The following is a 14069-nucleotide window of genomic DNA, read 5'->3' on the forward strand; positions in this document are numbered from 1 at the left end:
CATCAGCCTGCTGCTAATGTTCATGTCTTTGCCAATGTCGGCAACTAATCAGGTAAACAACGCTCATGACTGAATTCGCATCCGATGCTTTGATATCTGTGCACCAGGCCGCCAGGCGCATGGCCGACGACGATGTGCTGGTGTTTGATGTTCGCTTCAAGCTGGAGGACCCGGCTTATGGTGGGGAGGCCTATGCCGCATCACATGTGCCCGGTGCGGTGTATCTGGATCTGGACCAGGACCTGTCATCGCCCATCGTACCGGGTGTCACGGGACGCCATCCCTTGCCGGACCCCAATTTGTTCGAAGCGCGCATGCGCGAGGTTGGTTTAAGAAAATCGGATCAGGTCATCGTGTATGACGATGGCCCCAGTTTCTATGCCGCCAGACTCTGGTGGTTGCTGATCTGGCTGGGCCATACCCGGGTGAGTGTATTGGATGGTGGCCTGAATGCCTGGCGTGCGGCGAAAATGCCAATGACAGGTGAGCGGTCTGTGCGGCCCTGGCCCGGCGATTTTATCGCGCAACCAGATGATTCGTTATTGATTGACGCGGATTCTTTGTCAAGACAAACCAGGAGTCCGCAGAGTCAGGCAGGGTACCTGTTGCTGGATGCCCGGGCGCCGGAGCGTTTCCGTGGCGACATTGAGCCGATTGACCCGATCGCAGGTCATATCCCGGGTGCCATGTGTCTGCCTTGCAGTGGCAACCTCGACGCCAGTGGTCAATTTCTGCCGGCACAGGCTTTGAAAGCGCGTTTTCCCGAGGTTGAAGCAGGGCAGAATCTGGTGTGCTACTGCGGCTCCGGTGTCACCGCCTGCCACAATATACTGGCCGCCGTTGTTGCCGGTTTGCCGATGCCCCGTCTGTACGCCGGGTCATGGAGCGAGTGGATCACCGATCCGGAGCGCCCGGTCGCTGTCACTGAACCTGAGGCCGGCTGACCGGTCGTCTGAACCGTGAATTGACCCACAGGGACAGCGCAATGATGGTGCCGCCTATGATCAGTGGCAACAACGGTTCGTCATGTCCCCAGATGGCCAGATTGACGACCAGCCCTGCGGGCACCAGCGCGTTGTTCATCACGGCCAGGGTGCCGGCATCGACCTCGCAGCCACCCCGATTCCACAAGTACAGGCCCACGCCCGACGCAACCACGCCCAGCCAGAGCAGAATACCCCAGTGCAGGGCAGAAGCAGGCAGCATCTGGGTATTGCCGAAGATCAGGAACGAGGGTAGCGCGATGGCCAGCGCCCCGATAAAAAAGTGTCCGAATGTGCGCCACGGCGCGACAGCAACCGGATATCGCAGCATCAGGTGTTTGTAGCCGACCTGGCCGGCGGCAAAGGTGATGTTGGCAATCTGGAGAATGACAAAGCCAGTGAGATAATCCTGGCTGAGGCCGTCATAACGTATGACCGCTGCGCCAAGGGTGGCAATGGCTGCCGCCAGCAGCGCCATCGGAGAAAAGCGACGGTTCAGGGCATCGTCGATCAGGGTCACATACAACGGCGTGAAGATGGTGAACAGCAATACCTCGGGCACCGTCAGCATACCGAAAGAGCGGTACATCAAGGCGTAGGTAATGCCGAACTGCAATGCACCGCACAGCATGATGCCGGTCACCAGTGGCCGCGGGATGCCCCGCCAGACCGTAAAGGGCAGAAACATCAGTGCCGCCAGCAGCACGCGCGTCAGCACAGCAAAGTCACTGTCTACATTGCCGGAGAGGAATTCACCGATCAGGCTGAAAGAAAATGCCCACAATACGGTGACAATAACAAGCAGGCCCATGACCGTATCCTTGAAAGCGGTGTTGAAGGCGGCATCGGACGTAGCAGCAGAGGCCAACGCCAGCCCTGAGGTGTTCTGAGGCGCGCAAGGGTACCACAGCTCTGATCCTGTCGCTATTTACCGCTTTATCATTGTGTGTCTGCCTGACATCGGCGAAAATACCGTCTTTAAGTCCCAGGCAGCGATTTGCTGCTGCAACCATAAGATTCGTATTCAATGTCGACCCATCTACTAGCGCAGGAAGTTGCGACGCGTCGCACCTTTGCCATCATTTCGCACCCGGACGCCGGTAAAACCACGATCACGGAAAAGCTGCTGCTGTTTGGCAAGCTGATCCAGTCGGCAGGCTCGGTCAAAGGCAAACGCAACGAAAAACACGCGACCTCCGACTGGATGGCGATGGAGCAGCAGCGCGGTATCTCCGTCACCTCGTCGGTGATGCAGTTTCCCTACCATGATGCCATTGTGAATCTGCTGGATACCCCCGGTCACGAAGACTTCTCGGAAGATACCTATCGGGTCCTGACCGCAGTGGATTCGGCGCTGATGGTGGTCGATGCAGCCAAGGGTGTGGAGGATCGTACCATCAAGCTGATGGAAGTCTGCCGTTTGCGCGACACGCCAATTTTCACTTTCATCAACAAACTGGACCGCGATACCCGCGAACCCATCGAAGTGCTTGATGAAATTGAAACCGTGCTCAATATCCGCTGTGCGCCGATCTATTGGCCGCTGGGCAACGGTAAGGGGTTCAAGGGTGTCTACAATCTCTACACCGACACTGTGCATGTCTATCATCATGGTCAGGGCACTCGTATTCCGGATGATGTACAGATCAAAGGTTTGCGGAGCGAGGAGGCCAGGGCCCTGCTGGGCGCCTATGCTGACGACTTTGCCGACGAAATCGAGCTGGTGCGCGGCGCCAGCAACGAATTTGATCTGGATGAGTATCTGGCTGGCCGTATGACGCCGGTGTTTTTTGGAACTGCGCTGGGTAACTTTGGCGTGCGCGAGATGCTGAATGACTTTGTCAAATGGGCGCCGCCGCCCCGCCCACGTGATACTGAAAGCCGGGCGATTGATCCCAAAGAAGAGCCATTTTCAGCTTTTGTGTTCAAGATCCAGGCCAACATGGATCCCAATCACCGGGACCGCATCGCCTTTCTGCGTATCTGCTCGGGTGCCTACAGCAAGGGCATGAAACTGCATCATTGCCGACTGGGCAAGGAGATACGCATCAGCGATGCGGTGGCTTTCATGGCAGGTGAGCGCGAGCAGGCCGACAACGCGGTATCCGGTGACATCATCGGTTTCCACAACCATGGCACCATCCAGATTGGCGATACCTTCACTGAAGGCGAGGATTTGCAGTTCACGGGCATTCCGCACTTTGCCCCGGAGTTGTTCCGCCGTATCCGCCTGAAAGACCCGCTCAAGACCAAGCAGTTGCAAAAAGGCCTGAAGCAACTGTCGGAGGAAGGTTCGGTGCAGGTGTTCATGCCGCAGCGCAACAATGATCTGATTGTGGGCGCAGTGGGTGTGCTGCAGTTTGAGGTGGTGGCCTATCGCTTGAAAGATGAATACAAGGTGGATTGCATTTATGAGCCGGTGAACATCTACAGTGCGCGCTGGGTGGAGTGTGATGATCCGAAGAAGTTTGAGGAGTTCAAGAAAAAGGCTTACGAGAATCTGGCCGTTGACGGTGGTGACCACCTGACCTATCTGCCACCGACACGCGTGAACCTGGCGTTAATGCAGGAACGCTGGCCCGACGTCCGTTTCCGCGCCACCCGCGAACATAAAAAGTCGGATTAAGAGAGGGTTACTTATTCGTCCCGAGCCGCTGCAGAGGTATATGTCGCTGTCGGACACGCCCACAAGTACATCCATGTAGGGCTCTTCGTCAGCCATCCCTGGCTTCCGAAGGTCCGACATCGAATATACCCCCACCGCGTCTCTACCTTAGGTGCATTTATTCGACCCGAGTTTGCAGCAAGAGCCGCGGGGTGTGGGAGGCGAATTTCGGAGCGTATGCGACCCTTGGACGGTCGCATCCGAGCCCCCCAGGGATGGGTTCACGGGCGTCTCCGAAAGGCGCCTCCCACACCCCGTGGCTCGTAAACAAAACACTGATCCATTATTGATTGCTACAACGAAGCAGAAAACACATGAAATTTGAGTTGAAGACAACAGATGGTCTGGCCCGGCGTGGCACCTTGACGTTTCCGCGTGGTGAGGTGCAGACGCCCGCGTTTATGCCCGTGGGTACTTATGGCACCGTCAAAGGCCTCACGCCCGAACAGATCAAAGGCACCGGCGCCGAGATAATTCTCGGCAACACCTTCCACCTGATGCTGCGCCCCGGCACCGACATCATCAAACAACACGGCGACCTCCACGACTTCATGGGCTGGGACAAACCCATCCTCACCGACTCCGGCGGTTTCCAGGTGTTCAGCCTCGGCGACATGCGCAAGATCAGCGAAGAAGGCGTCAACTTCCGTTCTCCTGTCGACGGCGCCAAAGTGTTCCTGGGTCCCGAATCAGCGATTAAAGTGCAGCAGGACCTGGGCGCCGACATCATCATGATCTTTGACGAATGCACCCCATACCCCGCCACTGAAAAAGAAGCCCAGGACTCCATGCAGCTTTCCCTGCGCTGGGCCGTGCGCTGCAAAGAAGCCCATGGCGACCACCGCGCCGCCCTGTTTGGCATCATTCAGGGCGGCATGTACTCCCATCTGCGCCAGGAATCACTCGACGGCCTGGTAGCGCTGGATTTTCCGGGATACGCCATAGGCGGTCTGTCGGTCGGCGAAACCAAAGAAGAGATGATCAGCGTGCTCGACTACGTTGGTCACCGCATGCCTGCGCACAAACCCCGCTATCTGATGGGTGTCGGGACGCCTACTGATATCGTCGACGCCGTTGCCCGTGGTATCGACATGTTCGACTGTGTCATGCCCACCCGCAACGCTCGCAACGCCTATCTGTTTACCAGCCAGGGCCTGCTCAAATTGCGCAATGCCCGCTTCAGGGACGACACCCGGCCGCTGGATCCTGCCTGCAGCTGTTACACTTGCCGGCACTTCAGTCGCGCCTACCTTCACCACCTGGACAAGTGCAAGGAGATGCTGGGCGCGCAATTGAATACGATCCACAACCTGCACTACTACCAGGACCTGATGCAGGGTTTGCGTCAGGCTCTGGAACAGGGTAAATTTACCGCCTTTACGGAAACGTTTTACCAGAATCAGCGCGTGCTGGCATCGCAGCCCGACGCCTGACAGCTGACTATTTCGCCCCGACACCATAAAAACAACCATTGACCCGTCGGCCACACCGGGTAATTCCCGTCAGGCCCCATCGTTTGAGAGACTATTGTTATGGATTTTCTGATCAGCTCTGCCTATGCCCAGGATGCCGCGGCACCCGCGGGTGGCGCCATGTTCAACCTGTTGTTCATAGGCGGTATGTTCCTGTTGTTTTACCTGATTTTGTGGCGCCCGCAGGCCAAGCGTGCAAAAGAGCACCGTGAACTTGTTGGTGGTCTCAGTAAAGGCGATGAAGTGCTGACCAGCGGCGGTATTCTGGGTCGTATCACCAATGTGACAGACGACTATATTTCGATCGAGATTGCTGAAGGTGTTGAAATCAGCCTGCAGAAATCAGCTATTGCTGCCGCGCTTCCGAAAGGAACCATCAAGTCAATCTGACGGGCTTTACCAGACATGTTGAACAAGTTTCCCTTATGGAAAAACGTATTGGTGCTGCTGGTGATCTCGCTGGCAGTGCTGTTTGCGGTGCCCAATCTGTTCCCGGACGATCCGGCCATCCAGATTTCCCATGAAAACAATGTCATTACCGAGGTTGATCTGGGTATGGCAACGGATGCGCTGCGTGCCGCTGACATCGATTACTTTGATGAAGAAGTCACCGACATTGGCGCGTTAATCCGCTTTACTGATCTGGATCAGCAACTGCGCGGCAAAGCCGTCATCGAGCAGACTTTGCCGGATGGTTACATCATTGCCCTGAATCTGGCTGCCACTACCCCGCAATGGTTGCAGGGCATGGGTGCGACCAAGATGAACCTGGGTCTGGACCTACAGGGTGGTGTGCATTTCCTGATGGAAGTCGATATGGAAACGGCGCTGCGTCGGCGCATGGAAAATATTCTCAGCACCATCCGGCAGGAACTGCGTTCCGAACGCATCCGTTCGCGCTCGCTGGAGCTGGTCGGCGAAAGCGAGATCGAACTGCGTTTTACTGATGAAGAGGCACGTACGCAGGCGCGCAGCATCATCAGGGACGGGTTCAGTGATCTGCAGGTACAGGCCGGCGAGTCGGGCGATGAATATGTGCTGCTGTTGACGATGTTGCCGGCAAGCATTCAGCAGATGCAGGCGGACACCATTGCCGCTAACCAGACTACCATTCGTAACCGGGTCGACTCGCTTGGCGTTTCTGAACCCATCGTGCAGCAACAGGGTCCTGACCGCATTGTGGTGGAACTGCCCGGTGTGCAGGATACTGCACAGGCGAAACGCATTCTGCAGCGCATTGCGACCCTGCAGTTCCATCTTGAAGCCAATGTCGGCGCGCCGTCTACCAGCTACGCGGTTTACGACTACCAGGGGCAGTCGATCCGCGTTGATAATGATGTGATTCTGCAAGGCGATCGCGTCAGCAATGTGCGCTCGGCGCTGGACCAGTATGGTCAGCCCCAGGTCGTCATCAATCTGGACGCGCAGGGTGGCGAGCAATTCAATCGTGTCACCCGCGAGAACATCGGTCGGCCCATGGATATCCTGCTGATCGAGACGCGTACGCGGACCATCGTCGAACAAGACGCTGACGGCAATACGGTGGAACGACAGGAGACCTATGAGGAGCGCCGACTGATCAGCCACGCGGTCATCCGCGCAGCGCTGGGTCGCGAGTTTGTCATTACCGGCCTCAGCGGCCAGGAAGCCAATGACCTGTCCCTGCTGATTCGGTCCGGTGCCCTGGCGGCGCCCATGTACTTTATTGAAGAACGCACAGTTGGACCGAGCCTGGGCGCAGAGAATATTGCACAGGGCGCCGGCGCGGTGCTGCTGGGCTACCTGCTGGTGATGTCTTTCATGCTGTATTACTACCGCCTGTTTGGTCTGGCCGCTAATCTGGCCCTGATGATCAACATCGTGCTGCTGGTGGCCATCATGTCCATAATCGGAGCGACGCTAACGCTGCCAGGCATCTTTGGTATCGTGTTGACGATAGGTATGGCGGTAGACGCCAACGTGCTGATATTTACCCGGATACGGGAAGAGATGGTGGCAGGGCTGTCGCCACAGAACTCGATTTCTTCGGGCTTTGATCGGGCGTTTTCTACCATTGTTGATGCCAACCTGACCACCTTCCTGGTGGCAATGGTGCTGTTCACTGTGGGCACCGGGCCGGTCAAGGGGTTTGCTGTCACACTGATGGTGGGCATCATGACGTCCATGTTCTCCGCGATCATGGTGACACGTTTTATCGTCAACACAATTTATGGTGGCCGGACGATCAAGAAACTGTCGATTGGACCATTCATCAAGGCGGCCTGAGGCTGTTGAACCTGTATTTGCAAGGGCAGAGTAAACATGGCATTGATTAAAGGCGACATAGATTTCATGAGCCCGCGCAAGCGGCGCCTGACCGGGATCATATCCGCAGTGATGCTGGTGGTGGCAATACTGTCACTGGCCATCAATCGTTTCGAATTTGGCCTGGATTTCACCAGTGGCACGCTGATCGAAGTGGGTTATACCGAGTCAGTAAATCCTGAGGATGTTCGTCAGCAACTGATTGGGGCGGGTTACGAGGAAGCCGTGGTGGTGAGATTCGGCTCCGATCGCGACATTCTGGTGCGCCTGCCGGTGGAGGAAGGTGAAGACGAGGCCATGAACAACGAAGTTGCCTCGTTAGGGGATGAAGTGCTGACATTGCTGCAGGCGGAGAGCGACACGCCGCTTGAGATGCGGCGCTCGGAATTTGTCGGGCCCAAAGTTGGCGCCGAACTCGCAGAACGCGGCGGTCTGGCTTTGCTGGTGGCTCTGGGCATAGTCATGCTGTACGTGGCGGTGCGGTTTCAATACAAGTTTGGTATCGCCTCGGTAGCAGCGCTGGCACACGACATCATTGTGGTGCTGGGGGTTATCTCGCTGTTCCGCCTGACCTTCGACCTGACGGTGCTGGCTGCCCTGCTGGCGGTGATCGGTTACTCGCTCAATGACACCATTGTGGTGTTCGACCGGGCACGTGAGAATTTCCGCATCATGCGCTCCACAGATCCGGAGTACATTCTGAACACCACGTTGAATCAGGTGATTTCCCGTACCTTCGTAACGTCATTGACCACGTTGATGGCATTGGCTGCCATGTTGGTGATGGGTGGTGAAGCGATCCGCGGGTTTGCCGTGTCACTGATTGTGGGTGTCACCGTGGGTACCTACACCTCCTTGCACATCAGCTGTAATTTCCTGATGTATATGGGCATTACCAAGGAAGATCTGGCGGTACCGGTCAAGGAAGGCGAAGAAGTCGAGTCCATGCCCTGAAGCGCAAACGCCGGGCATCTGCTGACCGGCGTTTGCTGCAGGGCAGTTTCATGTTATTGCCAACAATACCCGCACTTCCTGCAATTGCGCCTGCATCGCCGGGCGACTGGCGATCTCACGCTGTTCGTCCAGCATGTCGCGCAAAATCTCAGTGGTGGTCAACGGGTTCGCCAGCACAGCGCGGAATACAACAATAGGGTCACGTTTGTAGTGCACCGGGTTTAAGCGGGTGCGAGAGACAAATGAGCGGCCCAGGCCACGCTGGGTTTTCTGTACACTCTTGGTTAACAGACTGATCAGTTGATTGGCTTCAAGCCGAACGTCATCGTTCGCCAACAACAATGCCTGCTGGATATCAGCAGGCAGGTAACGATAGGTCAGAATGTTAAGTTCCGGTTCGGTGACCAGTTCGAAATCATCTGCGGCCTTGATCATGTCGGCAAATGCCCGGGCCTTCTCGATCCCCTGATCAATCAGCAGCTCATAGCCCTGGCGACCAATGATCTGCAAGCCCGAGTGCACCAGAATGGCCATGCCGGGTCGGGAGCCTTCCACGGTGTGGCTGCCCAGATCCTTGGAGCCTTTGCGGATGATGTACTCGGCGTGGTGTTCGACACTGCTCAGGGTTTCCGGGTTGCGGAATACACAAATGCCAGCACCCATCGGCACATACAGCTGTTTGTGAGCATCCAGTGTCACTGAGTCCGCGCGCTCGATACCTTTCAACAATGAGCGGTATTTGTCAGAGAACAGTGTCGGACCACCCCAGGCGGAATCGACGTGAAAGTGAATGTTACGCTCGGCCGCAATGTCAGCCATGGCATCCAAGGGATCGACATTGCCGGTTTCCGACGTGCCGACGATACCCACTATCGCCATTACCTTGATGTTCTGTTTGGCCAGTTCGTCGCATTTGCGTGCCAGCAGATCCGTCCGGATCTTGTTGTTGGCATCGGTTTCGATACCGATCAATGAACGGCGCCCGATGCCGAGAATGTCGGCAGCTTTGCCCAGCGAGTAATGCCCTCGCTCTGACACCAGCACAGCCAGACCCTGGTAGCCATAATGCTGCATACCCGCCATCAAACCGTCCTGACCCAGGCCGGCGAAGTCACCGCGTGGGGCCAGCACATTATTGCGCGCTGCCCACAGCGCGGTGAGGTTGGCTATAGTGCCGCCTGAGCAGAAACTGCCCAGCGCGTGTCCGCGATCATGCATCCAGCGCTGATAAAAAGCGTCGGGTTGTTGATAAATCAGATGATGCACCATGCCGATGACCTGGCGCTCCATCGGGGTAAATGCCTTGGAGGTTTCCACCTTCACCAGATTCTGGTTCAGTGCCATCATGATGCGCGACAGTGGCAACATGAAATAGGGCAGGGCCGAGGTCATGTGGCCAACAAAGCTGGGCGCAGAGATATGCACGGACTGGGCGACAAGTTTATCCAGTACAAACTGGATCTGGTCGGAGACAAACGTCGGCTGCTCCGGAATATGCGGGTCGGCGAAATCACGTTCGATATCAGCCAGATCACGTTCGGCAGCAACAATATGTTCCTGCAGAAACCCGGCCAGGTTCTGGGAGATGGACTGATCGATTTGTCCGAGCGTTGAATCCGGTGCTTCCGGTACCGTGAATATACGGTACAGGGACTCCAGGCTGGCTTTGGCCAGTTTCTTGCTGGCCAGGTTATCGCTGGTCAGGCTCTCGTTGATCAGACTTTTGCTGTTACTGACAGACATCAAGGGCGCTCATCCAGACACGGGGTGCGCAGTATAGTGTATATGCGGCGGCTATGGAAATGGCAGCAGGCACTGACTGTGCGTTGGTGTGCAGGCGTTACTTCCCGGGCTGTGCCTTTATGATTATGGCTGTGTGACCACTGCTGGCATCCGCACAATAGCTGCCTGCGCCGCTATAACCAGCCCGGAATTCGTCGTTCAGGTCCGTCAGCAGTTTAAAGCGGAATTCGCCATTTGAGAGCGGCCCGGGTCGCCCGAGCAAAATTGCAGCCGCGTGAAAATCAAAGAATGTGTTGACCAGGGGAAACAGGCATTTGAAAAGGCTTTCCTTGGCTGAGAACACCAATGTCAGATAGTGTAGTGGCGAGTCAAACAGCAGTTGTTGCTCAGCGTGGCACTCCTGACGGGTCAGAATCTGTTGTTTGATATTTTCCGCGCGATCGGGCTCGATCCATTTCTCCGTATCCACGCCTACAGCGCGGACCTGGTCGCGCCGCGCGACTACCGCAGAGGCGTAACCATGAGAATGTGTGATTGAACCAACAACGCCGCCTGGCCACAAAGGCTCGCGATTTGCTCCGATCCCAACCCTGGCATCCCGTTGTATTGTTTCCGTGCCTGTTGCAAAGGGGCTGTTTGCCAGCAGCGCCAGGGCTTCGCGGGCACAATAGCGGCCGGCGATGAATTCCGCTTTGCGTTTGGGCACGGCACGACTCAGCTCTGTGGGTAGTGTCAGGCTCAATAGGTCTGGTAATGCGGCGTGGAAAGCATTTTCGTCGAAGTGACAACATACCTGTCGGCATTCTTCGTCGATCGGAAGCGGCGTGGGGATCCGACGAATCATGACGGCTGCTTTCTACGCCGAACCAGAAGAGGTACTGAGCGACAATATGTTGGCAGGGTGCGCTGGTGTGACACAGGTCTATTTCTCGTTGCGCGAACTGTAATTTTTGAACAAAACGGTTGCGCTGCACAATAACATGTCAGTAGAATCAACTCCCTAATAATGTAACAAATTCTTGAGTTTATTTCGCTGCATAAGTTCTGCTGTGATGACTCCACAGGATCGTTTCGAGTGATATTATGAGTCTGGGGCAAGATCCGGCAGATCAGGATGGACCATCATCAGTCGGTGATACCCTTCTTCGTTACCTCACTCGGTTTCCACAGCCTCGGTGGAAAAATCCTTTTAAATTTAAGCTGTTAAGCGTTTTTGGTGGCAGCGGCCCGTCAGTGCGGGGGTTGCTCGGTGTCGCTGTGCTCAGCGCGGCATTTGGCACGGCTGTGGTTTACTTTCTGAACGCTGAATCCAAGCTGGTGGGTGAGGAGCAGTATTCAGTGTTCGCGGCTGTTGCCTTCCTGGTCATGCTGGTGTGTTACCGTTTTTGTCAGCGCTTCCTGATTGCACAGTCCAGCAGATCCATTGAGGCGGCCATGCATCAATGGCGGCAGCGGATTGCAGCCAAAGTTACCAGGCTTTCGTTGAGGAATATTGAAGATTTCTCCGAGGAAGCTGTAACAGATGGTCTGATAAAAAATTACGGGCCGCTTTCCCAGGCGATTATCACGATAACAGCAGGCGTCGAGTGCCTCAGTTTGCTGGTCTTCATGTATGTCTACGTAATATTCCTGTCACCTCTTGCTGCTTTACTGACTGGCGTCGTGGGTGTACTGACGGTGCTGGGGTATCTGTCGGTTTCCGCGCGGCTGGCTGATACCCTGCGGGACTCTGCCGTCTCTAACGCCGGTCTCGACAGGTCCATGGAAGCAGGTATCAAAGGTGCAAAGGAGCTCAGGCTTAACACAGGCAAACGCGAAGCCTTCCTGCAGGATACCGGGGAATCGTCTGCGCAGCTGTATGAGAAACGCTCTGCCAGCGCAGCATTGTTTGCGGAAGTGCTGGCGTCCGGCACTACGGCATCCTACCTGATGGCCGGTGCAGTCATTTTTCTTCTGCCCATCCTCAATCCTCAGGAAAAAGACGAGATTGGCCGCATCGTCGTAGCCGTGCTTTTCCTGATCGGCCCGATCGGCGGGGTGATTGGCAGCATCCAGCAATTCAATATCGCCCGCTTCTCGGTGTTAGGCATCATGAAGTTCGAAGAGGAAGTGGATGCCTGTCTGGAAAAAAACGAAGATGCTGAAGACAAAGACGGGGCCAAAGATCTGGCAGATTTCGACATCATCCAGCTTGACCATGTTCAGTATAGCCATCGTTCTGCGCAGGCTGCCGATGCGGAGCACGCTTTCAGCGTGCGGGACCTGAATTTTTCGATCAGACAAGGCTCAATTACCTTTATCACTGGGGGCAACGGCTCGGGCAAAACCACCATACTGCGATTGCTGGCAGGGCTGTATCCACGCGAAAGAGGCGATATAAAGGTCGATGATACGCTGATCAACCGTTTTCCCACGCAGAACTATCGCGACCTTTTTGCCAGCGTCTTCGCCGATTTCCATCTCTTTGCCAAGCCGTATGCACTGGACGCGGATGGGCTGGCGAGGCTGGATAGCTGGTTAACCCGATTGCAGGTGCGGGACAAGTTCCCGGCGGATCTGAGCGCGGGATACGACGCGAATGCCCTGTCGACCGGTCAGAAGAAACGTCTGGCGCTGGCACTGGCGCTGGCGGAAGACCGGCCTGTGCTCATTCTGGACGAATGGGCGGCGGACCAGGATCCGCAGACACGCAAATTCTTCTATCGAACCTTGCTGCCGGAATTCAGGGCGTCCGGGAAAACGCTGGTAGTTGTTACGCATGACGATCGTTATTTCGATTGCGCTGATCATCATTACCATGTGGAAGAGGGCAGGATCACGCTCGCTTCCGGCAGCCAGGATGAGGGAGACATTAAACAGTGAAAAATTATTTGAATGCCGTGTTCAGGCGTTTTCGGTACGGGTTCATATTTACCGTCCTCATACTGGTATTCCTGCTGATCATACTGTGGGACAAGATCGTGTACAAAGTCCCCGACGGGCATGAGGCCGTGGTCTGGCACAGTTTCCGGTTTCCCTGGGCGCCCAACTATCACGCCGAGCTGGCCGGCGAGGGGTTGGTGTTCATCTGGCCCTGGGACAAGTTTTATCTTTACGACGTGCGTCTGAAAACACACAACGAGACCTATCAGGTCGTGTCACAGGAAGGTCTGCATTTCGACATTGAGATGACCTTCAGGTGGCGGGTGGTGGGGGAAAATCTCGTTGAGTTGAACCATGAGGTGGGGCTGGACTACCTTCAATCCATGTTGATCCCCGAAATCGGCTCGGTGCTCAGGCATGTTGTCGCGGACTACCGAGCCGAAGCTTTATACACCTTTGAACGCAATGCCGTGCAGGCGCGGATTTATGAGGAGGTCACCGGGGGTTCTTTGCCCAATCATATTGGCGCCCGGGCTAATCAGGAGCCGGGCATCACTATCGTCCTGCAGGATACGCTGATGACCAGAATAGAGTTACCGGAAACGTTGCAGACAGCCATCGAGAGCAAGCTGGCCGAATCCGAAATGGTGGCGCAATACCAGTTCAGAGTGGAGCGGGAGCGCCTCGAAAGTGAGCGTAAGCAGATAGAAGCCGAAGGCATCCGCAATTTCCAGGAAACCGTTGCCCCGGCGATTACCGACAGCTACCTGCAATGGCGCGGCATCGAGGCCACGCTGCAACTGGCCGAGTCCGACAACGCCAAGGTTGTGGTGATCGGCAACAGTGCCAATGGTCTGCCCTTGATTCTGGATACCGCCGAAGGCGTGCGCAGGCCGGATGCTGCCAGTATTTCGGCCAGCTTGACTGAACCGGACACTGCGGATGAGCCGGACAGTGCGAGCGATCCGGGTGGTACGAGACAGCCCGGTAGTGAGGTTGTACAGCAGTGAGATCAGCGAGCAGTGTAGCGGAAATTGGGTAAATGCAAGTCCGTCGCGTTGAGGAAAACTTAAATTTGGTATCTGG

At 55.9% G+C, this 14069-nt stretch carries 11 protein-coding genes; 8 read left to right on the forward strand and 3 right to left on the reverse strand.

What is annotated here, in order from left to right:
• The first annotated feature begins 65 nt into the window (after positions 1-65).
• On the forward strand, positions 66-944 hold the full coding sequence (locus tag WD071_RS14095) for a sulfurtransferase (RefSeq protein ID WP_368049032.1): 879 nt from the start codon (positions 66-68) through the stop codon (positions 942-944).
• On the opposite strand, the gene WD071_RS14100 is transcribed toward WD071_RS14095, so the two are convergent.
• Positions 922-1794 (reverse strand): EamA family transporter, encoded by an 873-nt coding sequence (locus WD071_RS14100; protein WP_368049033.1) that lies wholly within the window; start codon positions 1792-1794, stop codon positions 922-924. The genes WD071_RS14095 and WD071_RS14100 overlap by 23 nt on opposite strands.
• A gap of 216 nt (positions 1795-2010) precedes the next feature.
• On the opposite strand from WD071_RS14100, the gene WD071_RS14105 reads away from it, so the two are divergent.
• The 5 genes from WD071_RS14105 to secF all read left to right on the forward strand — a co-directional run bounded on the left by WD071_RS14105 (position 2011) and on the right by secF (position 8378).
• Positions 2011-3609: a peptide chain release factor 3 gene (locus tag WD071_RS14105; protein ID WP_368049034.1), complete on the forward strand. Its 1599-nt coding sequence runs from the start codon at positions 2011-2013 to the stop codon at positions 3607-3609.
• Between the two features lie 353 nt (positions 3610-3962).
• A complete protein-coding gene (tgt, locus tag WD071_RS14110) occupies positions 3963-5081 on the forward strand; it encodes a tRNA guanosine(34) transglycosylase Tgt (RefSeq protein WP_368049035.1) in 1119 nt (372 codons plus the stop codon).
• 99 nt (positions 5082-5180) lie between these two features.
• Positions 5181-5510 carry a preprotein translocase subunit YajC gene (gene yajC / locus WD071_RS14115; protein ID WP_368049036.1) on the forward strand — a complete coding sequence of 110 codons (330 nt, stop codon included), beginning with the start codon at positions 5181-5183 and terminating at the stop codon, positions 5508-5510.
• 15 nt (positions 5511-5525) lie between these two features.
• Positions 5526-7385, forward strand: a complete 1860-nt coding sequence (gene secD, locus WD071_RS14120) for a protein translocase subunit SecD (RefSeq protein ID WP_368049037.1) — start codon at positions 5526-5528, stop codon at positions 7383-7385.
• A 36-nt stretch (positions 7386-7421) separates the two neighbouring features.
• Entirely contained in the window at positions 7422-8378 is a 957-nt protein-coding gene (gene secF / locus WD071_RS14125) for a protein translocase subunit SecF (RefSeq protein WP_368049038.1), read from the forward strand.
• 48 nt (positions 8379-8426) lie between these two features.
• On the opposite strand, the gene panP is transcribed toward secF, so the two are convergent.
• Positions 8427-10121, reverse strand: a complete 1695-nt coding sequence (gene panP, locus WD071_RS14130) for a pyridoxal-dependent aspartate 1-decarboxylase PanP (RefSeq protein ID WP_368049039.1) — start codon at positions 10119-10121, stop codon at positions 8427-8429.
• 97 nt (positions 10122-10218) lie between these two features.
• Complete coding sequence (locus tag WD071_RS14135; RefSeq protein WP_368049040.1) at positions 10219-10965, reverse strand: 4'-phosphopantetheinyl transferase; 747 nt, start codon at positions 10963-10965, stop codon at positions 10219-10221.
• Positions 10966-11354: 389 nt separating this feature from the next.
• Between WD071_RS14135 and WD071_RS14140 the strand changes: the two genes are divergently transcribed.
• Positions 11355-12983: an ATP-binding cassette domain-containing protein gene (locus WD071_RS14140; RefSeq protein WP_368049041.1), complete on the forward strand. Its 1629-nt coding sequence runs from the start codon at positions 11355-11357 to the stop codon at positions 12981-12983.
• Positions 12980-13993, forward strand: a complete 1014-nt coding sequence (locus WD071_RS14145; RefSeq protein ID WP_368049042.1) for a prohibitin family protein — start codon at positions 12980-12982, stop codon at positions 13991-13993. The genes WD071_RS14140 and WD071_RS14145 overlap by 4 nt, the downstream gene beginning before the upstream one ends.
• Positions 13994-14069: the final 76 nt, after the last annotated feature.

The organism is Pseudohongiella sp. (assembly GCF_040877505.1).
Taxonomy (GTDB): domain Bacteria; phylum Pseudomonadota; class Gammaproteobacteria; order Pseudomonadales; family Pseudohongiellaceae; genus Pseudohongiella.